The sequence below is a fragment of the Enterococcus sp. AZ091 genome (assembly GCF_051714805.1).
GTDB classification, from domain to species: domain Bacteria; phylum Bacillota; class Bacilli; order Lactobacillales; family Enterococcaceae; genus Enterococcus_D; species Enterococcus_D gallinarum.
In genome coordinates this window covers 1,632,037-1,658,721 of sequence record NZ_JBIOSO010000001.1, presented here as the reverse complement: position 1 = coordinate 1,658,721, position 26,685 = coordinate 1,632,037, and the positions used below count along the sequence as shown (strand labels likewise).

The 26,685-nt window shown below is 41.2% G+C and carries 27 protein-coding genes and 1 riboswitch; of the genes, 7 read left to right on the top strand and 20 right to left on the bottom strand.

Translation table 11 applies throughout. The annotated features are described in order from the left end of the window. Nucleotides 1–29: 29 nt before the first annotated feature. The 4 genes from cmk to IGJ28_RS08325 form a co-directional block, all read right to left on the bottom strand. Nucleotides 30–701 (bottom strand): (d)CMP kinase, encoded by a 672-nt coding sequence (gene cmk, locus IGJ28_RS08340; RefSeq protein WP_003126814.1) that lies wholly within the window; start codon nt 699–701, stop codon nt 30–32. Nucleotides 702–775: 74 nt separating this feature from the next. Then, the gene (locus IGJ28_RS08335) at nt 776–1,411 is read right to left on the bottom strand and encodes an SAG1386/EF1546 family surface-associated protein (RefSeq protein WP_003126813.1); all 636 of its coding nucleotides are present in this window, start codon (nt 1,409–1,411) and stop codon (nt 776–778) included. A 72-nt stretch (nt 1,412–1,483) separates the two neighbouring features. Next, complete coding sequence (locus IGJ28_RS08330) at nt 1,484–2,860, bottom strand: RecQ family ATP-dependent DNA helicase (protein WP_113849938.1); 1,377 nt, start codon at nt 2,858–2,860, stop codon at nt 1,484–1,486. Continuing rightward, nucleotides 2,854–3,837 carry a helix-turn-helix domain-containing protein gene (locus tag IGJ28_RS08325; RefSeq protein ID WP_003126811.1) on the bottom strand — a complete coding sequence of 328 codons (984 nt, stop codon included), beginning with the start codon at nt 3,835–3,837 and terminating at the stop codon, nt 2,854–2,856. Before IGJ28_RS08325 ends, IGJ28_RS08330 begins: the two co-directional genes overlap by 7 nt. 35 nt (nt 3,838–3,872) lie before the next feature. Here IGJ28_RS08325 and IGJ28_RS08320 point away from each other — a divergent pair, with 35 nt between their 5' ends. Beyond that, complete coding sequence (locus IGJ28_RS08320) at nt 3,873–4,088, top strand: ferredoxin (protein ID WP_003126810.1); 216 nt, start codon at nt 3,873–3,875, stop codon at nt 4,086–4,088. Nucleotides 4,089–4,129: 41 nt separating this feature from the next. Here IGJ28_RS08320 and IGJ28_RS08315 read toward each other — a convergent pair whose 3' ends face one another. The 14 genes from IGJ28_RS08315 to tuf form a co-directional block, all read right to left on the bottom strand. Further along, nucleotides 4,130–4,723 (bottom strand): ECF transporter S component, encoded by a 594-nt coding sequence (locus IGJ28_RS08315; protein WP_003126809.1) that lies wholly within the window; start codon nt 4,721–4,723, stop codon nt 4,130–4,132. A gap of 154 nt (nt 4,724–4,877) precedes the next feature. After that, nucleotides 4,878–5,002, bottom strand: a riboswitch (FMN riboswitch). Nucleotides 5,003–5,083: 81 nt separating this feature from the next. Further along, the gene (locus tag IGJ28_RS08310; RefSeq protein WP_081131786.1) at nt 5,084–5,800 is read right to left on the bottom strand and encodes a pseudouridine synthase; all 717 of its coding nucleotides are present in this window, start codon (nt 5,798–5,800) and stop codon (nt 5,084–5,086) included. Continuing rightward, nucleotides 5,800–6,378: an SMC-Scp complex subunit ScpB gene (gene scpB / locus IGJ28_RS08305; protein WP_003126807.1), complete on the bottom strand. Its 579-nt coding sequence runs from the start codon at nt 6,376–6,378 to the stop codon at nt 5,800–5,802. The genes IGJ28_RS08310 and scpB overlap by 1 nt, the downstream gene beginning before the upstream one ends. Then, nucleotides 6,371–7,123, bottom strand: a complete 753-nt coding sequence (locus IGJ28_RS08300) for a segregation/condensation protein A (RefSeq protein WP_003126805.1) — start codon at nt 7,121–7,123, stop codon at nt 6,371–6,373. The genes scpB and IGJ28_RS08300 overlap by 8 nt, the downstream gene beginning before the upstream one ends. 14 nt (nt 7,124–7,137) lie before the next feature. After that, nucleotides 7,138–8,028 (bottom strand): site-specific tyrosine recombinase XerD, encoded by an 891-nt coding sequence (xerD, locus tag IGJ28_RS08295; protein WP_252712456.1) that lies wholly within the window; start codon nt 8,026–8,028, stop codon nt 7,138–7,140. 89 nt (nt 8,029–8,117) lie between these two features. Next, the gene (fur, locus tag IGJ28_RS08290) at nt 8,118–8,588 is read right to left on the bottom strand and encodes a ferric iron uptake transcriptional regulator (protein ID WP_003126803.1); all 471 of its coding nucleotides are present in this window, start codon (nt 8,586–8,588) and stop codon (nt 8,118–8,120) included. A gap of 109 nt (nt 8,589–8,697) precedes the next feature. After that, nucleotides 8,698–9,561, bottom strand: a complete 864-nt coding sequence (locus tag IGJ28_RS08285; RefSeq protein WP_171918020.1) for a CvfB family protein — start codon at nt 9,559–9,561, stop codon at nt 8,698–8,700. 25 nt (nt 9,562–9,586) lie between these two features. Then, a complete protein-coding gene (locus IGJ28_RS08280) occupies nt 9,587–9,904 on the bottom strand; it encodes an AzlD domain-containing protein (RefSeq protein WP_171918021.1) in 318 nt (105 codons plus the stop codon). After that, nucleotides 9,897–10,604: an AzlC family ABC transporter permease gene (locus tag IGJ28_RS08275; RefSeq protein WP_003126799.1), complete on the bottom strand. Its 708-nt coding sequence runs from the start codon at nt 10,602–10,604 to the stop codon at nt 9,897–9,899. The genes IGJ28_RS08280 and IGJ28_RS08275 overlap by 8 nt, the downstream gene beginning before the upstream one ends. A 118-nt stretch (nt 10,605–10,722) precedes the next feature. Then, complete coding sequence (locus IGJ28_RS08270; protein ID WP_438845325.1) at nt 10,723–12,678, bottom strand: cell division site-positioning protein MapZ family protein; 1,956 nt, start codon at nt 12,676–12,678, stop codon at nt 10,723–10,725. A 324-nt stretch (nt 12,679–13,002) separates the two neighbouring features. Continuing rightward, nucleotides 13,003–14,109, bottom strand: coding sequence for an RNA polymerase sigma factor RpoD (gene rpoD / locus IGJ28_RS08265; protein ID WP_003126797.1), 1,107 nt, complete (start codon nt 14,107–14,109; stop codon nt 13,003–13,005). 23 nt (nt 14,110–14,132) lie between these two features. Then, complete coding sequence (gene dnaG / locus IGJ28_RS08260) at nt 14,133–15,962, bottom strand: DNA primase (RefSeq protein WP_003126796.1); 1,830 nt, start codon at nt 15,960–15,962, stop codon at nt 14,133–14,135. Between the two features lie 158 nt (nt 15,963–16,120). Beyond that, nucleotides 16,121–16,750, bottom strand: a complete 630-nt coding sequence (locus IGJ28_RS08255) for a lysozyme family protein (RefSeq protein WP_252712454.1) — start codon at nt 16,748–16,750, stop codon at nt 16,121–16,123. A gap of 178 nt (nt 16,751–16,928) precedes the next feature. Continuing rightward, on the bottom strand, nt 16,929–18,116 hold the full coding sequence (tuf, locus tag IGJ28_RS08250; RefSeq protein ID WP_003126794.1) for an elongation factor Tu: 1,188 nt from the start codon (nt 18,114–18,116) through the stop codon (nt 16,929–16,931). 274 nt (nt 18,117–18,390) lie between these two features. Here tuf and IGJ28_RS08245 point away from each other — a divergent pair, with 274 nt between their 5' ends. Beyond that, a complete protein-coding gene (locus IGJ28_RS08245) occupies nt 18,391–18,750 on the top strand; it encodes a YxeA family protein (protein WP_003126793.1) in 360 nt (119 codons plus the stop codon). 44 nt (nt 18,751–18,794) lie between these two features. Here the strand turns inward: IGJ28_RS08245 and IGJ28_RS08240 are convergent, their stop codons facing one another. After that, complete coding sequence (locus IGJ28_RS08240; RefSeq protein WP_003126792.1) at nt 18,795–19,799, bottom strand: nucleoid-associated protein; 1,005 nt, start codon at nt 19,797–19,799, stop codon at nt 18,795–18,797. A 153-nt stretch (nt 19,800–19,952) separates the two neighbouring features. Here IGJ28_RS08240 and IGJ28_RS08235 point away from each other — a divergent pair, with 153 nt between their 5' ends. The 4 genes from IGJ28_RS08235 to IGJ28_RS08220 all read left to right on the top strand — a co-directional run bounded on the left by IGJ28_RS08235 (nt 19,953) and on the right by IGJ28_RS08220 (nt 22,556). Next, a complete protein-coding gene (locus tag IGJ28_RS08235) occupies nt 19,953–20,798 on the top strand; it encodes an aldo/keto reductase (protein WP_003126791.1) in 846 nt (281 codons plus the stop codon). A gap of 14 nt (nt 20,799–20,812) precedes the next feature. Further along, nucleotides 20,813–21,082, top strand: coding sequence for a hypothetical protein (locus IGJ28_RS08230; protein ID WP_208775311.1), 270 nt, complete (start codon nt 20,813–20,815; stop codon nt 21,080–21,082). 213 nt (nt 21,083–21,295) lie between these two features. After that, nucleotides 21,296–21,937, top strand: coding sequence for a hypothetical protein (locus IGJ28_RS08225; RefSeq protein ID WP_252712453.1), 642 nt, complete (start codon nt 21,296–21,298; stop codon nt 21,935–21,937). A gap of 196 nt (nt 21,938–22,133) precedes the next feature. Further along, nucleotides 22,134–22,556 carry a GNAT family N-acetyltransferase gene (locus IGJ28_RS08220; protein WP_372339116.1) on the top strand — a complete coding sequence of 141 codons (423 nt, stop codon included), beginning with the start codon at nt 22,134–22,136 and terminating at the stop codon, nt 22,554–22,556. A gap of 91 nt (nt 22,557–22,647) precedes the next feature. Here the strand turns inward: IGJ28_RS08220 and IGJ28_RS08215 are convergent, their stop codons facing one another. Next, nucleotides 22,648–25,095: a hydroxymethylglutaryl-CoA reductase, degradative gene (locus IGJ28_RS08215; protein WP_252712451.1), complete on the bottom strand. Its 2,448-nt coding sequence runs from the start codon at nt 25,093–25,095 to the stop codon at nt 22,648–22,650. A gap of 191 nt (nt 25,096–25,286) precedes the next feature. On the opposite strand from IGJ28_RS08215, the gene IGJ28_RS08210 reads away from it, so the two are divergent. After that, nucleotides 25,287–26,441: a hydroxymethylglutaryl-CoA synthase gene (locus tag IGJ28_RS08210; RefSeq protein ID WP_103299852.1), complete on the top strand. Its 1,155-nt coding sequence runs from the start codon at nt 25,287–25,289 to the stop codon at nt 26,439–26,441. Nucleotides 26,442–26,685 lie beyond the last annotated feature (244 nt).

The window sequence follows — 26,685 nt, the reverse complement described above, 5'->3', positions numbered from 1 at the left end:
TTTTTAGGTCGACTAGCGCCAGTGGTTGATTATTCCATTTTTTGATCAACGATTTGCTGAATCGCTGCAACGACTTCTGTAATGGACATTCCTGTCGTATCAATGCGAACTGCATCATCGGCTTGTTTCAAGGGAGAGATTTCTCGATGAGAATCTAAATAATCCCTTTGCTCGATTTCTTTTTTTAATGTGTCAAAGGAGGTGGTGATTCCTTTTTGCTGGTTCTCTTTGTATCTTCTTTCTGCTCGTTCTTCTACACTCGCCACGAGAAAAACCTTTACTTCCGCTTGAGGTAAGACTGCGGTGCCAATGTCGCGGCCGTCCATTACAACACCGCCATTTTCAGCAATTTTTTGTTGCTGTTGGACCAGTTTTTCCCGAACTTTTTGATAAGCAGAAACTTTGGAAACAGCGTTGGTTACCTCGGGCTGGCGAATCTCTTCTGTCACTTTTGTTCCATCTACAAAAACATCTTGTCCTGTCTCAGTTGGCGCAAAAGTGATTGGATAAGTATCGATCAATGCCACAAGCCCGCTTTCATCTTCTAATGAGCACCCTGTTTTAAGAGCTAAATAAGTGATACTACGGTACATTGCCCCTGTATCCGTATAAACATATCCATAATGCTGAGCTAAAATTTTTGCCACTGTACTTTTGCCCGATGAAGCTGGACCATCGATGGCAATATTGATTTTTTTCATTTGTTACTCCTTCTCAACAACTACCGATCAACGGCCTTTTAACTTTCAAGAAAAAAAACCGCCAAAGCGGTTTTTTATTTAATTCGTAATGTATCGCCTGGGTAAAGCATGAAATTACTTGGATCGATCCCGTTTAATTGATACAAAGTCTCGACAGAAATACCTGTACGTGCTGCTACTTGTTCTGGACCTTCACCAGCTTGAACAGTCGTATATTGCTCTGTTCCTTGGTTGGTTTCTCCCTGATTCGCTGCACCTTGATTCGTCGTTCCTTGGTCTGCATTTCCCTGATTGTTCTGGGTGTTGTTTCCTTCTGCTTCACTGTTCGCTGGCTCTTCAGACTCACTGCTTTCAGATGAGGAAGAAGATGATGATGACGATGACGAACTACTGCTGGAAGTAGATGATTCACTGACTTTTGTCGATGACTCAACAGTCGATGATTCTGTGCTGGCAACTGTACTGCTACTTGTTGATGAGGCAACAGTTGCTGTATCATTTGAGCGGTTTAAGACCCAAATCCCCGCGCCAACAGGAATTGCAACGATCAAGAAAAGTAAAACTAAGACGATCGTCAAAAAGAGTGAATTCCCGCGTTTTTGTTTCCGCTGTTGTGATCGTGAGGCAGAATCTTCATATTCTGTATCATAAATTGGTTGTTCCCACGGCTCTTGATTTTCTGAATTATAGTTTTTGTCTTTCTTGCTCACTCGTATTACCTCCTAATATCCTTCCGATGTATTATAACATAGCTTGAATCGAACTGTCTTTTAAAAAACGATTCAATTTGTTTCTTTAAAAATTTTTAGTAAACGTTCCTGCCACGAGTTCTTTCTTTGCGGCTTGAATTCCTTTTGGTCAAGCCGAATTTCAATACCATCGATATCACAACACTGGTCAAGCGGTTGTTTTTCTTCGTCAAAATGAGCCAATAAAAAACACCGTCGACAACTAGTACAGTGAATGTATTCGAGCATCGTTTTTAGCTGCTGCTTTTTTTCCCACTCATTTTGCTTTAAAATAGCAAACCATTTGTTGGCACCATACTCATTGATTTTTGCTTGCCATTTTTCCTGCAATGGGGAAAGCATCAAAGATTGCGGCGTCATTTCCAGCTGTTCTCTTTCTGCACTTAGTTCCTTTTGAAAGAAATAATGGATGGTTTCGTCTCCAGGACGATAGAGTAAGATCGCATAGCTTTGCTTGCCATCTCGACCTGCTCGGCCAATTTCTTGACTATAGTTTTCTAACGAATCCGGCAGATCATAATGGATCACAAAGCGAATATCTTGTTTATTGATCCCCATTCCAAAAGCATTTGTGGCGATCAATAACTGCAGCTCGTTCCGACTAAACTGCTGCTGAAGGACTTTACGCTGATCACTGGCTAATCCACCGTGATAATACCCCACAGAATACTTGCCGCGTAATTTTTGATAAAGTTCTTCCACCTTGTTTCTAGTGGCACAATAAATAATTCCCGCACCTGACAATTGCTGCAAGTAATGCATTAAAAGCGTGTCTTTTTCTTCGCCGCTTTTATCAACGATCAGTCCAATATTTTTGCGATCCATTCCATAGCGAAAAACTTGATGCGTTTTTCCTAAAAGGTTTTGTTGAATATCTCGTGCCACCTGTTCGGTTGCCGTGGCAGTCAAAGCCAGAGTCGTTGGTGCTTTTAATTGTTGTTTGACCGCAGCTAGCTGAAGGTATTCTGGTCGAAAATCGATCCCCCACTGAGAAACACAGTGTGCCTCATCTACGACCAGCAATGCGATTCTACTATTTGCCAATGCTTGGAGAATCGTCTTTTGAACAAGCATCTCGGGACTAATAAATAGAAATTTATACTGCTGTAGATGGCTAAGAACAAATTTTCGTTCAGCGAATGATAAGAGACTGTTAAAAGCGATCGCTCGTCTCTCACCATTTTTTTGCAAACTATACACTTGATCTTCCATCAAAGAAAGCAATGGTGATACGATTACTACCAACCCTTCCAGCAAATAACCCGGCAGTTGATAGCATAAGCTTTTGCCGTTACCAGTGGGCATGATTGCTAATGTATCCTGATGATTCAGAACCGATTGGATCACTTCTTTTTGACCTGTCCGAAAATGGGAATGACCAAAATAGTGTTTGAGCGCCTGTTCTAACATAGGATCCCTCGCTTTTGTGCAATTTGATTGATTCGGATACTTAAAAAATCCAGCGGCACTTCTTTTTGAAGAATGTGATAAGGCAATTTCCATGACAATGGAGGGAACTGCTGCTTTGTGGCAAAATAGTGATAAGGAAACTGATCATCGATGATCGCCCATTCGATCAAGTGATCGTTGACTGTTCCTCGCTTGATCTGTCTAAGTGCCATGATTTCCTCAATCGACTTCCCGCTGAGAAATAAGCGACGGGTCTTCAGCATGCTTTGGTTGAGGTTTTCTTGATAAAACGGGTTTAATCCTGCTGCTAAAAGAGGAGATTGCTTTTTTGCCACTGATAAAAAGCAGTGGATCGCTGCCGCTGGAAAAAACTGATTCCAAGGCATTTTTTGGTAGTTATCTGGTAACAGCTGAAAAAAAGTCTGACCAATTTGCTCAGGTCCTGTCAACGTCCCTGCCAAAAAGTCGGCAAATTCTCCCGGAATCTGCTCGAAGACTGTCCAAAGCTCAGTAAACAACGCCTGCTTCAATTTTGGGTGCTGCCGAATCAGCTGCCGAACCGGTTCTGTGAACATAGGAGTGTTCTCCACAGGAATATATCGATTACTGATTTCTTGAAAAGCAGCCGCTTGAACAAGCAGCTGTACCAAGCGCCACATCTGTTCCCCCCGGCGACCGAATTGAAAATAATTTAAATGACGGCAGAGTGTCTCTACTTCAGTAAGCGTTGCAGGTGCAACTGTCTGGAGAAACCCTTTTTCATCTGCTACAAGTTGTTTGGCAGCAATCAGCGCCGTGATTCTTTTATTAAATTCATCCTCTTCAAGATTCGGCATTGCTTGAAAGTAACCTAAGCGATCATAAAAAAAAGCATAACTCAATACTGAACTCGTTCGTTTGCCATAAAGTATTTGATAAATGGTTGACGGACGCAACTTGTCAGAATGATGAAACAACGCTAAAATAAAAGCATCCATATGTCTATACTTACCTCCAGAAAGGAAACAATTCCATGTCTCAACGCTGCAAAATCATTCCTGAGCGCTGTATCGCTTGTGGATTATGTGCGGTCTGTGCCCCTGATATTTTTGATTATGATGAAGATGGTATCGTCTTATTTGCTCAAGAACCAGCCGCTCGGCAACAGTTTATCATAGAAGATCAGCAAGAAAAAGTCTTAGCTGCATATAAAAAGTGTCCTACTCGGGCGATACTGTTAGAAAAATAAAAAGATCGCGTTTGCTCAAAAGCAACACACGATCTTTTTTATTATTTTCCAACTGGTGAATGTTGCGGTTGTTTACGAGCCAACCAAGGCAACAACTTCGCATGAAGGATCAAGAAGACCCCACTGACGATAACTCCTTTGATCAAGTTAAAAGGAATAATACCGATGCTGACATAACGCGCTAATGACATGCCAAGGAATTGATCTGCTGTAACCCCAAAGAAGCGCAGGTACAATGGTGTGATGACATATAGATTGGCAATACTCATAAAAGCAGTTAATGCGAGGATTCCTGTGACCACTCCCACGAATTTATTTTTCGCATGGATCCCTTTACGGAAAAAGTAGTACATTGGCAAAGTAAAGACACAGGATGCCAAGAAACTTGCCGTGTCTCCCACGAGATCTGCTGGTGAAAAACCAGATAGAAACAAGTGTAAGAGAGAACGTAGAAACGCGGTTGCCACGCCAGCAAAAGGACCGAATAAAAACATGACGATCATTACTGGAATATCGCTAAAATCGATTTTCAAAAAGCTAAACGCCGGGATGATGGGAAACGCAATAAACTGTAAGACTGTTCCCATTGCTGCACACATTGCTATTGTTACCATTTTTCTTGTTTTGTTGTTCATTAATACAAATCCTCCTAAGTTCAGGATTCCTCTTCAAACGAACCTATTAAATTTCCTTGATTCCTTACTTGTCGGCGCCAGACAAAGTAAAAAATGCCCTCTTTTCCACAGGGAAAAAGAGGGCATTTGAAAAACCATAGGCAAATCAAATACGCTCTATCTTCTTTATCCAGACTTTACTGTCGGTATCGGAATTTCACCGATTCAGCTACTTCAAAAGAAGTAGGTCGTGGACTATCACCACCGGTCGGGAATTGCACCCTGCCCCTGAAGACGAACCTTTTATTTATAATACATGTTTCATTATACACAAAAATTCTCGATTGACAAATTTTTTAAGCATCCTTTGCTGTGTGCTGGTTATTTCACTTGATTTTTTAATTCATTGACTTCTTTTTTCGTCAACTCCCGATACTCTCCAGGGCGCAACCCAGCTAATGTCAACGAACCATACATTTCCCGTTTCAATTTTTGGACCGGTAAACCAACTGCTTTAAGCATATTTTTCACTTGATGATTACGGCCTTCATGAATCGTCAATTGGACGATACTTGTTTGAGTAGCAGCGTCTGTCGACAAAATCTCAAAGCGAGCAGGTGCGGTTTTCTTGCCTTCGATCCGAATTCCTCTAGACAAGGGCAATAGTTGTTTTTTATCAGCGATTCCTTTCACTTTTGCCACATAGACTTTATCCACTTCATGTTTTGGATGCATCAGTTTTTGTGAAAGATCGCCGTCATTGGTCAGCAATAATAAACCTGAAGTATCATAATCCAATCGTCCGATTGGGTAGAGACGTTCTGGAACTTCAGTAAAAAAGTCTAAAACAACTTTCCTTTTTTTATCGTCAGTTACTGCTGAGATTACGCCACGTGGTTTATAGAGCATATAGTAGACGGGCGATTCTTGTTCAATTGGGACACCGTCAACTTCCACGCGATCTTTGGCACTCACCTGTACTCCTAGTTCCTTAACAATTTGACCATTGACACTGACACGACCTGCCACAATCAACTCTTCTGCTTTTCTGCGAGAAGTGATTCCAGCATGTGCGATTACTTTTTGCAAACGTTCCATTATGAGTCTCCTTCTTGTTTGTAACGATCATAAAAAAGATCCACTGGTCCATCTTCTTCGAGTTCGTCTTCCATTGCTTGAATATCAGGTAATTCGGCTAATGATTTCAAGCCAAAGTAATCCATGAAGTATTCAGTGGTTCCATATAAAATTGCTCGACCTGGTCCATCAACACGGCCTTTTTCCTCGATCAATCGTTTTGCGACTAATTTCTGTACGGAGCCGCTGGACTGGACCCCACGAATCTCTTCTACTTCGATTCGTGTGATCGGTTGCTTGTAGGCAATGATCGACAATGTCTCTAACGCAGCTTGCGAAAGAGAGTTGCCCATTGGCGATTCTGCGTATTTCTTTAATAACGGTGCGACTTCTTTCTTTGTGGACAAAACAAAATGATTCCCAACTTCTAAAATATGCAAGGCTGAATCTTCATTTTCTTCATAACGCTGATTCAATTCTTGCAAGTACTGATAGACAGCCGCAGTTTTGCTATTGACTAAGTAGCTTAATTCTTCTAATCCGATCCCTTCATCTCCTACGACAAAGAGAATCGCTTCTATTTCACTATATTTACTCATCTGTTTTACCTGCTGGGTAAAGCAAGATCGATTCATAGTTTCCTTCTTGCTCTACTCGAATATATCCTTTTTTCATTAATTCTAATAATGCCATGAAAGTGGTAACGACTTCTGTTTTGCTGTAATTGGTGAAAAAAGAATCAAAACGTCGTCCCTTTTTGGCATTTCGTTGCTGCATTTCCAATTGGATCGTCGCCATTTTTTCATCAATGGTACTTTCATCTGGTGTGATCTTTGTCTCCAGTACTTTCCGACTCTTTTTCTTTTCAAGCATTTTATGAAAAGCCAAGAATAAATCGATCGTGTTGAACCGGTTGGCTGCCAATTCATCACTTTTTTCTTTATAGGCATCGACATCCATCGGATCTTTCGTAAAGTATAAACTTCGTTCTTCCGCTTTTTCGGATAATTGTTCGGCTGCGTATTTGTATTTACGGTATTCCAATAGCTGAGCAACCAGCATATCCCTTGGATCTTCTTCATAAGGATCGTTTTCTTCAATCAAGATCTCTTGTTTTGGCAGCAGCATCTGGCTTTTGATTGCCATCAGTGTAGCAGCCATCACCAAGTATTCTCCGGCAACTTCTAACTCTAAACTTTTCATTGCATGAATATATTGCATATATTGTTCGGTGATCGCTGCAATTGGAATATCATAGACATCGATCTCCAATTTTTGGATCAGATGCAGCAACAGATCCAAAGGTCCCTCAAAGACATCTAGTTTGATATTGATTTCTTCCATGTCTTCCTCTATTTCTAGGCACGAGGAAAGTGCTGCTTATACACTTCCGTCATCCTTTTTTTCGTAATATGAGTATAGATCTGTGTCGTGGATATATCTGCATGCCCTAATAATTCTTGGACGGTACGCAAATCGGCACCATTTTCCAATAAATGAGTGGCAAAACTATGCCTTAGCGTATGTGGCGTCACATTTTTTGTAATGCCTGCCTTGCGCACGAGGGCCTTTAAGTTTTTCCAGATTCCTTGACGAGAAAGTTGTTTTCCATGATTATTGACAAAAAGATGACTCTCTTCTGGATGTTTCCGAGTCAAAAAAGGGCGTGCTTCTTCCAAGTAAGTTTCGATCCACTGAATCGCCAGATCTCCTAAAGGGACGATTCGTTCCTTGTCACCTTTCCCTGTCGTCTGCAACAGACCCATGCTTAAATGAAGGTCTTTCAGTTGCAACCCGATCAGTTCACTGACCCGAAGGCCGGTAGCATACATCACTTCTAAAATCGCACGATCGCGGATTCCCAACACTTCTTTGGTATCCGGTGTCTCGATCAAGCGCTCAACCTCAGAAAGGCTCAATGTATCAGGCAGTTTCTGTTGTTTTTTTGGGGAATCGATGTGCTGCATAGGATCATGATCCGTAAAGCGTTCTTGACGGAGAAATTGATGAAACCTTCTCAAGCTTGATACCATTCGAATAATGGTCGCCGAGGATTTCCCTGATTGCTGCAATTGCTGCAAAAAAGAGAGGATCAAGACACGATCCACCGCCTGCCAATCTTTGATGTGCTGTTTCGTCAAAAATGTAAGGTACTGCTCTAGGTCGCGCTCATAACTTTTACGGGTATTTTGGGATAGCCCCCGCTCAATCGTCAGATAATGCAAATAATCGATGATCTGTTCTTTCATACACGTCCCCCCTACTTTCAACCTCTTTATCATAACAAATTAAAGCTTGATATGATAGTAGTTCAACCACAAAAAAAGCTGAGGAGCAATTACGCTTCACTCAACTTCGCTGCATTTTTTGTCTGACACTTCTGACACACTCCATGAAAAGTCAATCGGTGGTCTTTTACTAGAAAATGGTATTTTTTCTCTACGATGTCTTCGACACCTGTCAGCAGATCTTCTTCTACTTCTTCGATACTGCCACACTCTAAACAAAGCAGATGGTGATGGAAATGCTTTGCTCCTTCTTTGCGCAGATCGTAACGAGAAACGCCGTCATTGAAACTCACCTTGTCCACGATTTTTAGATCAGTTAAGATTTCTAATGTACGATACACTGTGGCTAGTCCGATTTCTGGACTTTTTTTGCGCACAAAAAAGAAAATTTCTTCTGCAGATAAATGATCTTTCTCATTCTCCAAAAGAACCAACAAGGTAGCTTCTCGTTGTGGAGTCAATTTAAATCCTGATTCATGAAGTTGTTTTTTTGTCTTCTTTAAAGCAGCAGTTGTATTCATACAGGCCTCCATACATCGCTAATTTATAACGATTCTAATCTAAGAGACGTCAACTCTTAGATAATATTGTAATCATTATAAATTAGAATGAGAAAAGATACAAGCATTCTCAATTGGATTTTTCGACTTTGATGGTGAAGCCGTCTTTTTGTTCCACTAAACGCTGTTTCATCAAGGTACCGATCGCCCGCTTGAATTGGCCTTTACTGATACCGAATGTCTGCAGAATCTCTTCTGGTGTCGATTTATCAGTAAAAGGAATACGATGATCTGCAGCTCGATCCAAGAATGTCATGATCATAGCGGCATCATTTGAAATTGCTTCATAAGCACGAGGCTTCAATGATAAATTCAGAACACCATCCGGGCGAACACCAATTACTCGTCCTGAGACAACTTCTCCTAAACGTGGTTCTTGGTATCTTTCGGAAGGATGGATAAAGCCAATGTAGAAATCATCTGTGAGCAAGTAAGTTCCCGCAAGTTTCAAGCGATAGACTGTCCCTGTAATGTCAGCATTCTTCAACGTCTCTGAACCACGTTTACTCAATGCTTTAAAAATCTTTTCATCCGCTAAAGAAGCCCAGATTCGATCCTTTTCATCCACCGTCAAGCTGACCATCAAGCGATCGCCTTTCTTTGGCCAAAGTTCCCGCATTGTTGGTAATTCATCTAATGATACCACCATATCTTTATCTTTGAGACCAATATCGATAAAGACGCCTAAATCTCGACGACTGTCCGTGACAGTTCCGAAAGCATAATGTCCTTGGCGGCTTTTAGGAATCTCCGTAGTGATTACGAGTTCTTGTTTTTGATTCTGATAACCAAAGCCCTCCACAGCTTCTCCAAGATGGTGCTCTCCTTCTGCTTTTGATAAGCGAAAAGTCAGACCATTTTTTTGTACAAAGTAATTTTGATCATTCTCATCAATGATCAATCCGCTAAAAACGGATGCCAATAAGTCTTTCATTTTTTCTCTCCTTAGAAATGATTTACTAGAAAAAGAATCGAATCGCCGCCATCGTGATGACGCCTGCAACAACGATCTTCATCAAATCTTTTGTATAATAACCGACCACTAGCGCTGGTAAACAAGCAACGGTTTCTTTGACTTTAAGCAATGGAAATTGTCCTTCACGAAAAACCAACAGATTTTGAACAAGCAGCGCCCCAAGAATACAAAGGGGCAAGTAGCTTAGAAAGATCGTGAATTTTTCAGGAAAAACTAATTTCTTCGAAAATAAAAACGGCAGCACCCGAGGTATCCAAGTAACGACACCACAAGCTATCATCAGTATAACAAAATCAATCATGATGTGTCACCGTCCCTATCAAACATCCAATCAAAGTGGCAGCAATCACGGCTACTTCAGCTGTTGAAATTCGCATAAAAAGGACCAATGAAATTACCACAGCGGCTAGCACCAGCACCGTCTGCTTGGTCTTCTTTTTTAAAGGCAACTCTACTTGAAAAAGGAATAAGCCAACAAACATAGCCACTAGTGCAAAGTCCAGTCCTAATGCTTCAGGATCAGGAATATATGACCCTAACAACGCTCCTAAGAAAGTGGCAAAGATCCAACTTAAATAGGCCATGACATTCAATCCGTGAGTCCATCGGGTAGTGATTGGTTTGTTTTGTTGCAAAGCTGTCGTTAAAACTCCATAGGATTCGTCTGTCAGCAATGTGCCGATGCCAATTCCTGACACTAATGAAGCAGAACGGAAATAAGGTGCTACCGATAAACTCATCAAAAAGTGGCGTAAGTTTACTAAGAAAACTGTCGCAACGATCGAAGTAAACGGTGCTTGAATAGCCAAAAGGGCACAGATGATAAACTGGGCACTTCCAGCATAGACAATGATCGACATCAAGAGGACTTCAATGACCGTCAAGCCGATTCCTTTCCCCACGACTCCCATTGCAAAACCAATGCCTAGATAACCCAGAATCGTTGGAATACAGGCAATAACTCCATCACTGAACTGTTCATATCTTTCAATTTTCTGCAACAAAAAAACCTCCGTTTCCGATTGATTATCATCCATCATATCGAAAAGCCGGAGGAGAAACAAGCTGTTTTTTGATTCAATAATGTAATTATGCTGAAAATTTTCTAAGTGTCACCCATCACCGAATCGTATGATCATTTCCATTTCCACGGAAATACCCGGTTTTGGCATTCACTGTAAAGAGATACATTGGAAAAGCGGAATCACCGGTTCCTTTCAACAAGGAGCCTTGGTTGTTGGTCGCATAAAAATTATAGTAACCTTCTCCATTCACGATTCGTACGCGCTCAAAGGTATAACCCCCTTCAACGACATAGCCGCGAGCAATTGCGGTTGCAATGATCTTTTCTTGGACACCAGGCGCCCAATTCCAAGCCGGATTGCTAGAGTCTGCCAAATCACTTTCACGTGCTGGAATGATTGGTTGATTATTGGTATTCGTTGGTGTATTCGGCGATAATACATAATCAGCTTCAGAAGACTGGCTATTGTTAGCCGTAGTTGTTTCTTGAGCTGCGGCGGCTTTTTCCGCTTGTGCCTGAGCTGCTTCTTGGGCCGCCTTCTCTTTAGCAGCCTTCTCGGCAGCTTCTTTTTTCTTCAGTGCAGAATCAATCGGTGCTATCTCAGCAGTCAATTGCTCTTTTAAAGAAGCAATCGGCAATGCATCGATCTTCTTCACTAAATCATTGTAGCTTTTTCGCGTGACTTTGTCAGAAAGTTCACCCTCTTTATTCAAAGCAACCATGCTTTTGACTGCATTTCGTACTTCTTCGATCTGGGCATACTCTTTTTGCCCTTGATCAATCGCCCGATTTACTAATTGATCGAATGGTGTTTCAGATGTTCTTTTTGACATAGTCACTGCCGAAGGCTCTTTTAAGGAAACCTTCTGCAATTGATCTTCAATGATCACTGGACTAGTGAAATACCCATTGATTTCCGAAAGAGTCGCCATCTTTTCTTTGATTGTTTCAGACTGAGCCAACAAGTCCGGGTAACGGCTTTCCGTTTTATACTTGGCTAGTCGATCAGTCAATGCCGTCAATTGCGTAGTTGTTTTGTCTGCTTTGATAAATTCTTGGTTATCGTCGGTATAAAAATCGGCTAGATCCGCTTCGATCTGGTCCAGCTCACTTGCTGTCGCAATTTGTTCTTGACGAGCGGTCTCTTCGTAATAATACCAGCCACCTGCAGAAACAAGTACCAACGCCGCAGCCGCTACATAGAATTTTTTGCGTGACTTTTTATTTTTGGGCAGTGGATCGGTTTTACTCTTCGTATTTTCAGATACCGCTGTTTTTTCTGGAATTTCGGCAAGCTTTGTTTCTTCTGCTTCAATTTTCGGTTGCGGACTCTCTGTTGATTGAGGGCTTTCTGAAGATTCAGTAATCGCTGCAGTATCAGTTTGTTCATCTTCTAATCCAGATTGAGATTGTTCCTCCGTTAGAGGAAGAGCCTCTTTATCGTCCGTGACTTCCGGTATCACTGGAACATCTGTCGCATCTTCATCCATCTCTGAATTTTTATGTTGACGAATATAAGCAGATAAAATAGCCGAATCGTGATCTTCAGGGACCTCGGCTGAATCTACTAAATCATTGGGCTCTGCGGAACTTTCTGCGATCGATTGGATTCCTTTGTCTGATCCAGACACTTCATTGCTTTCATTTCCACTGTGCATCGATTGTTCTGCTGACTGATATTCAAGTGACTGTGATTCGATCGTTTCGGACGCATCTGATAGCGTTTCTTTTGAAACGGGTGTCTGTTCTATATTTGGGTTCGTTATCAGCTCTTGCACGTTTACGTCGTCTTCTGACTGATTGTTCTTTGACTCATCAGTTTCATTCTTGTCTTCGAAATGTTCAATTAATTCACCTAAGGGAACATCCTTAAAATCAGACCAGCGGATATCATCATTTTGCTGCGGATTCTTTTCGGATACCGTCTCATTCGTATGAGGGGCTTCTTTTTCATTTGCCTCATCCGACTTAACAAACTCAAAGCCGCAGTTTGGACATTTCTTTTGTGCATCAATTGATTCAAATCCACATTGAGGACATGTTTTCATCATTTGTTCGAATTTGCTCCTTTTATTTTGAACCTGCTTCGGCAGTTATCTGTTCATCGCTGAAAGGTTTCATTTTACTACAGAATATCACACTTATAGACTTGCCCTTTATTCACTGGCTTTGGTGAAAAAACTCTCTGTACCAAAATGATTCACCTTCGTGTAAATGATTCACAAAATTAAATTTATCATATTCAAAGCAATTAGCCAACACTTGCTTCGTTACGTTTTTATTAAGTTCATTACTTTTCCTACGAAAGTTGGCTAAACCACAAGAAAAAGACTTCTCCAAGCATACTTCTTGGAAAAGTCTTTGTGGTCTCAGTTTTATTCTAGAAAATCTTTTAATTGTTTTGAGCGGGATGGATGGCGTAATTTACGTAACGCTTTTGCTTCGATCTGACGAATCCGTTCTCTCGTTACACCAAAAACTTTTCCGACTTCTTCTAAAGTACGTGTCCGACCATCATCGATACCAAAACGCAATCGCAAAACATTTTCTTCACGATCGGTCAACGTATCCAGTACGTCTTCCAGTTGTTCTTTCAACAATTCGTAGGCTGCATGTTCAGCGGGACTTGTCGCATCTTGATCTTCGATAAAATCGCCTAGATGGGAATCATCCTCTTCACCGATCGGTGTTTCCAATGAAACTGGCTCTTGTGCGATTTTCAAGATTTCACGTACTTTTTCAGTTGGCAGATCCATTTCTGCTCCGATTTCTTCCGGTGTCGGTTCGCGACCTAGATCTTGCAGTAATTGCCGTTGGATTCGAATCAATTTATTGATTGTTTCCACCATATGGACTGGAATCCGAATCGTCCGTGCTTGGTCGGCAATAGCACGAGTGATTGCTTGACGAATCCACCAAGTGGCATAAGTCGAGAACTTGAATCCTTTGCGGTAATCGAATTTTTCAACAGCTTTCATCAAGCCCATGTTTCCTTCTTGGATCAAGTCCAAAAACTGCATCCCCCGACCAACGTAACGTTTCGCAATACTTACAACGAGACGTAAGTTGGCTTCAGCTAACCGTTGTTTCGCTTCTTGGTCGCCTTCTTCGATTTTTAAAGCAAGGGCTACTTCTTCTTCGGCAGTCAATAAGGGTACGCGTCCGATTTCTTTCAGATACATCCGTACCGGATCATTGATCTTGACACCCGTAGGAGCGGAAAGATCTTCTTGTGGTTGCGTTGCTTGCTGTTTTTCATTGCTCTTCAGACTATGAACGGAAGGCTCCCCATTCTCATCTACTACACTGATCCCTGAGTCTTCCAGTTTTTGGATCAGCTTGTCCATTGCGTCTGCATCTAAAGAATAAGGGGTCGCTAAATGATTGGTTAGTTCGTCATAAACGACTTGTCCTTTTGGTTTGTTTTCTTTGATAAATTCGGCAACAGCTTTGTCATATGTTTTCTTTGTTTCTTCTGCCATGAAAGAAAGCCCCTTTCAGTTCGCTATTTAGCTTGTTTCAACCGTTTGGTCAAATCAATGATCGCAATTGCTAACTCCAACTCTAATTGCTGGTTTCCTTTTTGTCGTGCTTCTTGCTGCTGGATTCGTTTTTGATTGATTTCTTCAGCAATGCCCGACTTACGAAATACCTGCAGAAGGTCTTGGAATTCTTGTTCCGTCCCCTCTTCAGAAGCCTTGATATCAGCGATCTCGATCACTTGTTGTTTCATTTGTTCATCTTTCAAAAAATCCAAGAATTTTGCTAGGATAAATTGCTCTTCGGTTTCCATATACGCATCGTATAAAAAATAGATTTGTTGGTATTTATCATGAATAAACGCAACACCGGTACTTTTAAAACGAGGATTCAGCGTATTGTCATGGAACAGACGATATAACAGTAATTCCTCCGCCTTTTCTACCTGAGTTTTCCGTTGCTGTCGTGGTGGCGGTGGTGCTACACTCACTGCTTCACGAACTGGCGGTGAAGGCGTTGGGGTCGGCTGCGTCTGTTTTAACTGACGCAATTGCGTCTGTAGTGTTTCTCGACTAATATGAAATTCAGTTGAAAGTTGTGTCAAGTATCGGTCTTGTTCTAGCAAAGAATCTACATGCTGTAATTCTTGCAAGACCTCTTGGACATAATCGATCTGTTCTTTTTCATTGGCCAAATTGCGATTGGCACGATGAAAGTCCATTTTGAATGCAAACACCGTTTCTCTGCCATGCATGGCCAGTTTGAAAAAGGCCTCTGTACCATACTTTCGCACATAATCATCCGGGTCCAGACGTTCAGGGACTCGAACGACGGAGAGATTCACGCGGCTATGTTCTTGTAAAAGATCAATCCCGCGATTCGTTGCATTGATTCCTGCCTGATCACCATCATAGCAAAGGATGACTTCTGTAGCGACACGTTCAATATTGGCAATCTGCTGGTTCGTCAAACTAGTTCCCATTGAAGCGATCCCGTTCTCAATTCCTGATTGCCACGCTGCGATTACATCCATAAAGCCTTCAAATAGAAAGACTTGGCCTTCTTTTCGGATTGATCGCCGGGCTTTATCAAAGTTGAAAAGTACTTCACGCTTATTGAAAAGCATTGTTTCCGGACTGTTCAAATACTTGGGCTGGTCTTTGCTATCATCCTGTTCCGTTTGAAACCAGCGTCCAGAAAAACCGATGGTCTTTCCTTGAGGGTTCCGAATCGGAAACATGATTCTTTGATAAAAACGGTCAGCAAGTTGCCCATCGTTCCTTTGTACAAAGAGACCTGTATCCGCAAAAAATGCCGCATTTGCTTTTTCATTCAAAAAAACTTTTTCCAAAAAGGCACGCTCGTTAGGCGCAAAACCAATCTGAAATTCGTCAATCAGTGCCATCGTCAATCCGCGTTCCAGCAAATAATCCAATGCGCCTTGCCCGGCAGCCGTATTGACTAACATGTGATGATAGACTTCAGCAGCTTTTTCATGCAATGCGATCAATTGATTTTGCTGAGAAGAGGTTGCATCAATTGCTTCGGTTTGCTTGTATTGCTCATCTAAAGGGATATCACTGATTTCTGCAACTTTCAAAACAGATTCTGGAAAACTTAATCCTTCTAACTCTTGCAAAAAACCAAAGACATTGCCTCCGCGGCCACAGCCAAAACAATGGTAGATCTGCTTGTCTTCTGCCACAGAAAAAGAAGGTGACTTTTCGTTGTGGAAGGGACATAATCCAAAATAGTTTTTCCCAGATTTCTTCAACTGGACGTACTGACCAACGATATCAACGATATTGCTTCGTTCTCGAATATCATCAATGACCGTTTGAGGTATTCGTGCCATCCACTCACCTCCATTCGGTAAGTATTCCCGTATTCATTAGGTAAAAAATCGCACCAATCAGAATCAGTGCGACGAATAATTAGACAGAATCACTCATATTGATTCTATCATATTTTATTGTTTTTTCAAGTCTTTTACCTGCTTGATTTCAGAGACTTTCAAGAAAACAAAATACTACCCATTTTTATCTTCCATTGATTGAATTTTACCACATCTGCATAAAATAAATTGCCACCATTGTGATACAAATAACCGCCATTATAAGTGATCGACTGCCACCCCCAGTAACGATAGGTTTGCTCATTATTATTTCCTAACAAAGGAGAAAGCACTTCTTTTGAATAGGACTCTGCCAGTTCCAGCGTATTTTCGCCACCATTCTTGGCTACATAATCAATATAGTCTGTCCCAAAATTATAGGCTTGAACGGCGGTCCACAGATCACAGTTCATGTCAGCAGATTTTTTGATCAGTTTAGCCAGATAAGCCACTCCCTGCTCGATACTGTCTTGGGCATTTTCAAATTGATTTTGTTTTCCGTAAGCACTCTCTGAGCTTTGCATCGGGTCGTTTCCTTCCCCTTTTGATTCAGTCAACATAATACTCATCGCTAATTCCTGATAGTCGCTGATGCCATATTTTTCTGTTTGCTCAGCGATTGTTTCTTCATAAGAATACACTTTCTTTAGAGCTGTATAATTTTTATAGCCTAAAAACAGTCCGCCGATAAGCAACAGGACTCCAGCTATTTTTGCTATAAAAATAAAAAATCGTCGCAGTTTTCTCATGGAAAAACATCCTATCTTTTTAGTGTCAGCTTCTATCCTACTATGAAACTTATTTGCTGACTAGGTTTGTTTTCCATCATCTAAAATCCTTAATAAAATCACAAAGAAATTTAGAAAAAGAAACAGTGACTGTCCTAAAAGGCTCTAGTCACTGCTTCATTTTTGTTGAAACACTGATTTATTTTTCGATTTCAGTAACGATACCGGAACCAACTGTGCGGCCACCTTCACGAATAGAGAAAGTCGTTCCATTTTCAACGGCGATTGGATGAATCAATTCCACATCGATGGTCACGTTGTCACCTGGCATCACCATTTCTGTTCCTTCAGGCAATGTAATGTTCCCTGTCACATCCGTTGTACGGAAATAAAATTGTGGACGATAGTTGTTGAAGAATGGTGTATGACGACCACCTTCTTCTTTCGTCAATACATAAACTTCTGCTTGGAATTTTGTATGTGGTGTGATCGAACCTGGTTTAGCCAACACTTGTCCGCGTTCGATTTCGTCACGAGTGATCCCTCTTAGCAAGACACCTACATTGTCGCCGGCTTCCCCAAAGTCCATCGTCTTGCGGAACATTTCGACGCCTGTCACTACAGCTTTTTGGGTTTCAGGTTTGATACCGACGATTTCTACTTCATCGCCTACCCGAACTGTTCCCCGATCGATCCGTCCGGAAGCAACTGTTCCTCGTCCAGTAATCGAAAAGACATCTTCAACTGGTAAGAGTAATGGTTTGTCTGTATCCCGCTCTGGTGTTGGGATATAGCTATCTACTGTATCCATTAATTCCATGATGGCAGCTTCTGCATCAGGGTCTCCTTCCAACGCTTTTAATGCCGAACCTTTGATAACAGGAATGTCATCACCTGGAAAATTATATTCAGATAGTAGTTCTCTTACTTCCATTTCCACTAAATCGATCAATTCTTCGTCATCGACTAAATCGATTTTGTTCAAGAAAACAATCAGATGTTTCACACCAACTTGTCTCGAAAGCAAGATATGTTCCCGAGTTTGAGGCATTGGACCATCTGTTGCGGATACAACTAAAATCGCACCATCCATTTGGGCAGCACCGGTAATCATATTTTTAACATAATCCGCATGTCCTGGAGCATCAATGTGAGCATAGTGACGTTTTTCTGTTTCATATTCAACGTGAGCGGTATTGATCGTGATACCACGTTCCCGTTCTTCAGGAGCCGCATCAATACTTGCGTAATCTTGCGGATTAGCGAGTCCTTTTTTACCAAGAACTGTCGTAATGGCAGCAGTCAGTGTCGTTTTCCCATGATCCACGTGTCCAATTGTACCAATGTTTACATGTGGTTTACTACGATCATAATGTTGTTTTGCCATAATAATTTCCCTCCTAAATGAGATGTAGCGCCGTTGGATCGGCTCTACTATCAATTATAGACTTTTCCTTACAAAAGTAAAAAATTCTTTCTTACTTATTTTTTGTAAGTTTAAATCTATCTCTATTATAGGTCAAATTTAGTCAAAGTCAAGAATATTGTCTCCTTCATTGTTCGCCGTTTTTATTCAAAATTTCTAAGATTTGCTTTGATTTTGATAAAATAGTTGGACGGGTCTGCTTTTTTATAGAATAATAGATATGAGGTGAACAGGAATGAAAAAAATCATTGCGAGTTTGATCGTCTTTGGCGTTTTCTTAGGCGGCTGTTTCTTTGCCTATCGTTATTACTATGGCGGCACTGCTTACTACACCGAAATCACTACCAGCGGTACCCACTCAACATCAATTGCCAGTGATGGTGTGGCTCAAGATATTTATAAATATGAACAAGCGGCTTATAATGAATCAGGTGAAGAGAAGATCGTTAAAATGAATGAACACCGCTCCAAGCCCCTACGAGAAGGAGCTTATCTGAAACTGTTAGTCAATCCCCGCAAAGGTGTCCTCAGTTGGGAAGAAGTCTCACAAGAAGATGTACCCAAACCCGCTTTGGATCAACTCAACAATAAATAAAAATAGCTGCCAGAGACTCCTTGAGAAGAGCCTGGCAGCTATTTTTATATGCGATTGATGACTTCTTCCACATTTTTGATGGTTACAGAAATCGTGCCATCGGGATTGTTGATGAATTCGATCAAATTCGGATCTCGATAGACATCCAATGGAACGATCAACTCGATACCATTGGAAAGTTTTAGCTTTTGTTTGCCATATTTTTTTTCTGAAATTTCTCTGACCTCTCGCAGCATAGGGGCTTGATCGATATACCCTTTTTCTGCTACTTCTTCCTGAAAGGCCATCTGAGCCGTAATATTATCTTTGAATACTTTTTGGGCAATCGAATCTACATGCAGCTGACCATTTTCTTCTATTGTATCGTAAACAGCCTCTTTGACATCGGCGATGACATCATAAGAAGGGGTCTCAAACTTTTGACCAATTTTTTCAGCTACCTTTTTGATGACTTTGACATTTTCTTCTAGAGAAGGCAGCGGTTCAGAATCAATCACTTTCGTGGAGAAATAGAAATATTTTTCTCCGGAGAAGGTATATTTTTTCTCTACTAATTCGTAAGTCAGCTGCTCGACATCGATCGTTATTCCTTCATCTGCTTTTTGGGTTTTGCCAGCTAAAAGTGCTCGATGCAAAATCAGATTATTGGCGATACCTGTTTCAGTACTGTCGATAAAGTGCGTGTAGCCATCTGTATAGTTAACCTTCAAAAATGCTAATTGCAGTTTGGTATCTAATTCATACAAAACAATGAAAGCATCCGCACTTGGTGCATCTTCACTTTGTTGGTAAACTTCATACCAGCGTCGCAGGATTGCTTCACTGCTTTCTACAAATGCTTCCGGCGCTTGTTTGACGAATCTAGCCATCTCAGAGTCCTCCAGCAAGCGGCCGGTCTTTGTCTGAGGTGTCGCTAATTTTTGAATTTTTTTCGTTAAATAATCTCGGATGTATTCCGTTGTCAGATCCAATTCCACTTGCGAGTATACGGGATCACCCGTTTGTCGATCCACAATGTGCATGATCGCACGCTTTAAATAGATATCCATATTCTCTCTCCTTATCCATTTCTCAAGTGTACAAAAAAACTGGTTCAAAACACAAGTTTTTTTACATCTTTTTTGTGCATTATTTTGATCAGAAGTATCTTCCATTGGAAAAAAATCCCTTCTCTGCTAAACTAAAAACAAAGAAATGGAGGAATGAAAATGAACAGTTATACTTTATCGAACAATGTATCGATTCCTGAACTTGGCTTTGGCACTTGGCAAACACCAAATGGTGACGTTGCTGTTTCTGCTGTCAAAAAAGCATTGGAAGTTGGTTACCGTCATATCGATACCGCGCAAGGTTACAAAAATGAAGACAGTGTTGGACAAGCAATTAAAGAAAGTGGCATTCCTAGAGAAGAAATCTTTTTGACAACAAAATTATGGAATGAAAATCACTCTTACGACTTGGTCCTTTCTTCCTTTGAAGAATCGTTGAAGAAATTACAAACCGACTATATCGATCTTTTCTTGATTCATTGGCCAAATCCAGTGAAATTCCGTGACAATTGGCAGTCAGCAAATGCAGAAACATGGCGCGCGATGGAAGAGCTTTATCAAGCTGGTAAGATCAAAGCCATCGGCGTCAGCAATTTCTTGCCTCATCATTTCGAAGAACTGAAAAAAACAGCCACTATTTTCCCAATGGTCAACCAGATTTTCTTAGCGCCTGGTGAATTACAAAAAGAAGTAGTGTCTTATTGCCAAGAGCACAATGTCTTATTGGAAGCTTACAGTCCTTTAGGCACAGGAAAGATCTTTGACGTTCCTGAAATGCAGGAACTCTCTGACAAGTACGGCAAAACGATTGCTCAAATCGCGATTCGCTGGTCTTTACAACATGGTTTCTTGCCGCTGCCTAAATCTGTTACACCAAGTCGTATCGAGGAAAACTTAGCAGTCTTTGATTTTGAGCTTTCTGATGAAGATATGCAGCGAATCGACCAACTAGATGGAGTCGTTGGGAAAGCAACTAATCCGGATACAACAGGATTCTAATGAGGGAAAACCCGATGGATTTTACACGTTTAGATCAACTGCCCACTGCCGTCAAGCGAGCCTTGCATCCTGATTTTGTATTTCTGATTTTTCCCGACTACGTTCAACATTTTCCCGCACGTCAATGGGATCAGTCAGACTATCAGCAAATGCTTGCTGAAAAAGCGAAGATGCCGCTAAGCTTTTTTCTATGGGAAAATTACTTGGTCGCCTACGGTAAAAATGATTCGTTTATTTTAATGCCTAAATATCAGGAAATCGACGCTTTGAGCACTAAGCGATAAACCTGGTATATCTTTAGAAGTAAGTTGTTGCCCTCAGAAACAGTCAAAGTCATCCCCTACTCATTGGGTATGATCTTGGCTGTTTCTTTTATTTCATTTAAGGAAAAGCCATTTTTTCTGATAATCAAAAGAAATTCCTCATTTTTTCATGAAAACCCCTGTTCATTTTCGTCATTATTCCTTATAATCGAGATTGATTGAGAGGAGAAGAATATGAAAAAGAAACAATTAGCCAAGTTAAAACAACAATTTCGGCCATCTTATGAAATGGCACGTCAACAATTATTTTCAGCGATCCAACACAAGACAGCTGCAAATTTTGGACTAGAGACCACCGTTTATATCAACCCTAAAAACCGTGAGGAAATGTTGATTGAACTGCAAACGACAACGACCAAAGAACAAAAAATCGCAGTTCCTTTAGACGAGAATTTCAAAATCGTTGTAAAACGAATCCAAAAACAAGAAAAAGGTCTATTAGATCGTTTTAGTGATAATCTAGTGGAAGAAATCGCCGCTTATTGGTTACCAGCAACACCAGCTGTCAATCAACCAGAAGCCTCTGCTACCGAACCAGTCTCAGAATCTCAGCCGGAAGCAGCGGAAACAACGGATGGTTTTGCCGCTTTTGAAGAAAAAATGACTGCATTTCCTAAATTCTCTGTTGAAAGAAATGCCGAGAATGTGCAGATTTTTGAAGATACAGCGAAAGAAAAACGCCTATTGGCAACTATATCAGCGACTGAAGTTGGCGAATTCACTGTTGAACCTGCCTTAGCTCGTAAGTACAAACTGAAGCTGGATGTGATTCCATTGATCGAAGAGTATGCGAATACCCCACTAACTGAACGTTAAGCTAAAGAGACGATGATAGAAAGAAAAAAACGAACAGCTCAACTGTTGAGGTTTGGCTGTTTCATTTGTTGGAATCCTTCTATCATCGTCTCTTTCTTTTAAAGACGTCTTTGCCCATTACCAAAAAGCCATCTGCTAAAGGGTATTGATCAAATTCCATAGGACTAAACAACTCTACTCTGTATCAAGGAGGACCATGATGAACGATTCTAAATATCTCCTAAAACATACAGTTCCTGAAGTAGCTGAATACCTAACTCTACGAAAAGCCTGCGGTCTTTCTCTTCGTGGAACAGCTGCGAGTAAGATTGGTTTAAGCAATAGTCTTTTTGCAGTGACTGTTCGAAGAACCAGCGATCAAACCTTAGTCGGCATGGGCCGATTGATTGGTGACGGAGGTACTGCCTATCAAATCCTAGACATCGCTGTCCTTCCTGAAGATCAAGGCAATGGATTGGCAAAATCAATCATGAGCGCCATAATGAACCATATACATAATGAAGTAGATCCCCAAGCTTACGTGAACCTGATTGCTGATTGTCCAGCTGAAAATCTTTATCAGCAGTTTGGTTTTGTGGAGACAGCCCCCAAAAGTATTGGGATGTACTTAAAAAGATGAGCTTTAGCAGCTTCTAGAAACACTCATCAATTTGTCTATGACAAAAAAACTTGTTTCAACAGTAGCATTTGCTACCGTTGAAACAAGTTTTTTATTGTTCCCGAATTTCTCCTAAAAACCGTAACGCTTGTTGTTGATTCATTGGAGGATTTTGCCGTAGTTTTTCAGCTACTTGCTCGATTTCCGCTTTCTCCGCTCCAACAGCGATCGCTAGTGAACGAGCTTGCATACTCATATGTCCCTTCTGAATCCCTTCTGAGACAAGCGCCCGCAAAGCTGCCAAGTTTTGGACAAGTCCCACACTTGCAGCTAGCGCAGCTAACTCTTGAGAAGAGTGAACATCACTGATTTCCAATGCTGCTTGTGCTTTTGGTAGGACCTTTGTGGCACCACCAACAGTAGCGATAGCTAACGGCAACGTGATTTCCCCTACTAATCGATCTGATTCGATGGTCCAATCAGTCAGTCCTTGATAGCTGCCAGTACGTGCTGCATAGCCGTGACAGGCAGCAGAAACTGCCCGGGTATCATTTCCAGTGGCCAGCATCACTGCCTCCACCCCATTCATGATGCCTTTATTATGAGTGACTGCTCGATAAGGATCCGTTTTGGCAAACAAAGAAGCTTGAACAATTTTTTGTGCAACCGTGGCGCCACCTCTTTTGCTCAAAGCGGAAAACGGTACTTCACAAACAGCCGTGACTAATGACTCAGTAGCAAGATTGCTTAAAATACTAAATAAGATTTCTTCATTAGGAAACCATTCTCTGAAAAGTGAGGCAACGCCTTCTAAGATCGCATTGATGATATTGGCTCCCATCGCATCCTTGACATCCACGAAAAGATCCACCGATAAAAACGTCGACTGATCAGCAGATTCCTGCTGAGAATCTGCTGGAAAGTGCCGCAGAGCGATGCGCCGCAATCCTCCTTCTCGTTTGACGATCGAAGGATAGCTTTGTTCTGCCCGTTCAAAAATCAAAGCTTGGTTTTCCGCAATCCGTTGCTCGATCTCATTTGGATTCTTTGCAGAAAAAACAATCTGTCCCCGCAACAATCGTTCTTTGCTTTGCGTATGGATCTCACCAGCCATTTTGGCTCCATTACTCATTGCTGCAATCACAGAAGGTTCTTCTGTAGCCATTGGTACGACATATGCTTTGCCGTCCACCTTCAGATTCATGCCTACACCCATTGGCAGCTCGATCTCACTGATTTGGTTCTCAATCAAATGGTTCGCCGTGTCTTCCGCTAACATCATTTGTGACAGTTGTTGTTTTGTTTCACTAGAAATTTTTTGTTGATTCTCAAGCTCTTGTAACCGCTCAGCGGGGGACAACTCATAAAATTTCTTGTCCGTCGGCTTTGCTTTTTCAATTGTTGGCCGCTCCAACAACATAGCCAGCCCTAACCCGCCACCAACACATAAAGAAGCAATCCCATAACGGGCTTGGATCTCTTGCATTTGGTAGACCAAAGAAGTTGCTAAGCGGGCTCCTGTAGCACCAATCGCATGTCCAAGAGAAATTCCGCCACCATAGCGATTGACTTTTGCTGGATCCAATCCCAATTCAGACTCCACCACGATCGAAGATGCAGCAAATGCTTCGTTGATCTCAAACACACCGATGTCTTCTAATGAAACTTTTTGATTTTGAAGAAGTGTTTGAATTGCCTTGATAGGCGAGATCCCCATGATTTCAGGATCGATCCCTACTTCAACGATCTCTTTGATCGTCGCTAAATACGGAATATCATTTGTTTCACAGTAGGTTTTTGATGCTAACAACACCAATGCTGCACCATCATTGATCGTAGAAGCATTTCCTGCAGTTACGGTACCGTCAGTTTTAAAAACTGGTTTTAAAGAAGCCAGTTTTTCCATTGTGGTCTGACTGCGGATCCCTTCATCTGCGGTGATCGTTTTTGTTTCGCCAGCCAGCGGAACGATCTCTTTCGCAAATTTATTCTCTGCTTGCGCTTTAGCAGCTTTCATTTGTGACTGATAGGCAAACTGGTCCTGAGCCTCTCGTGAGATGTCATAGCGTTGCGCCACATTTTCAGCTGTCAAGCCCATTGGCTTACTACTAAAAGCATCTGTTAAGCCATCTAATGTCATACTTGAGACTGGGACACTGTAAGTATCTTCTGCTTTATTGTAATGACTGAGGGACGGAGCATTCGTCATGCTTTCGATCCCCCCGGCTAAAACAACTTGCGCTTTGCCCAACTGGATTTGCTCCATTCCCATTAAAATGGCTTTCAATCCAGAACCACAAACTTCATTGATCGTTGATGCCGGGATGTCCACTGAGAGACCACTTTGTAGGGCCACTTGTCGGGCAGGGTTTTGGCCATTGCCTGCTTGTAGGACATTGCCGATGATCACTTGCGCGATTTCTTCCTTGATCTTTTGATTTCGTTCAAACATATCTTTCGCTACAGCAGTACCTAATGCAACTGCTGAAAATTTCTTTAATGACCCATGGTATTTACCGATGGGGGTTCTTCGTGCATCGATAATAACAACTTCTTCCACCATGCCACCTCCAACAGAAATATATCATTATTTCCACAAAAAAAGAATACCCCACGAGTTTGCATTCTGTTCCAATCAGCCATTCTTAAATAAAGTTTAAATTCTAATAGAATTTTTTTCATTTTTAAACAAAAATATGATACCGTATAGACGATAGTTATAACATAAGTTAAACCCAAAGGAGCGTCATAATGAACGTTGGTATTGATAAAATAAATTTTTTTGTTCCGCCTTACTATATAGACATGGTTGATCTCGCTCACGCTCGTGAGGTAGATCCTAATAAATTTACCATTGGTATCGGTCAAGACCAAATGGCAGTCAGCAAAAAAACACACGATATCGTTACATTTGCGGCTAGTGCAGCAAAAGAAATCTTAGAACCTGAAGATTTGCAGGCAATCGACATGGTGATCGTCGGTACAGAATCTGGAATCGATGAGTCGAAAGCCTCTGCTGTAGTCTTACACAGATTGCTTGGCGTCCAACCTTTCGCCCGCTCTTTCGAAATCAAAGAGGCTTGTTACGGAGCAACCGCAGGGATTCAATTTGCGAAAACCCATATTCAAGCCAATCCAGAAAGCAAGGTTCTAGTCATTGCGTCAGATATTGCTCGTTATGGTTTACGTTCCGGTGGTGAACCAACACAAGGAGCAGGTGCTGTTGCCATGTTGCTTACAGCTAACCCACGAATTCTAACTTTTGAAAATGACAATTTGATGTTGACTCAAGATATTTATGATTTTTGGCGTCCTCTCGGCCACGCTTATCCAATGGTCGATGGGCATCTATCTAACCAAGTTTACATCGATTCTTTCAAAAAAGTGTGGCAAGCTCATTGTGAACGCAATCAAGCCAGCATCAGCGATTATGCTGCAATCAGCTTCCATATTCCTTATACAAAAATGGGGAAAAAAGCATTGTTAGCAGTCTTTGCCGATGAAGTAGAAACGGAGCAGGAACGAGTGATGGCTCGCTATGAAGAATCCATCGTCTATAGTCGCAGAATCGGCAATCTCTATACCGGCTCTCTGTATTTGGGACTGATTTCGTTATTAGAAAATTCGTCTCATTTAAGCGCAGGAGATCGCATTGGTCTTTTTAGTTATGGTTCTGGGGCTGTTTCTGAATTTTTCAGTGGTCGTTTGGTAGCTGGTTATGAAAATCAATTAAACAAAGAAGCCCACACTCAGCTATTGGATCAGCGACAAAAATTAAGTATTGAGGAATATGAAGCCATCTTTACTGATTCATTGGAAATCGATCAAGATGCCGCTTTTTCTGATGATCTTCCTTATAGTATTCGAGAAATTAAAAATACGATCCGTTATTATAAAGAAAGCTAAACCTATTTAATAAAAGCAGCTTAGTTAATCTGGCTGCTTTTTTATTTTATTTTACTATTTGCATACATCTCTTTATCTGTTATAAAAAAAATTTTCAGAATATTGCGTTTTTCAATTGACAGATGGCAGAACTTTCGTCTATACTGAAAACAATTCAAGTTTGGAGGAAGAATCATGAAATTATTGCTATCCCCACAACTGAATATTGCTTACTTTAGCTATTTTAGATAGTTTGTATTCATAA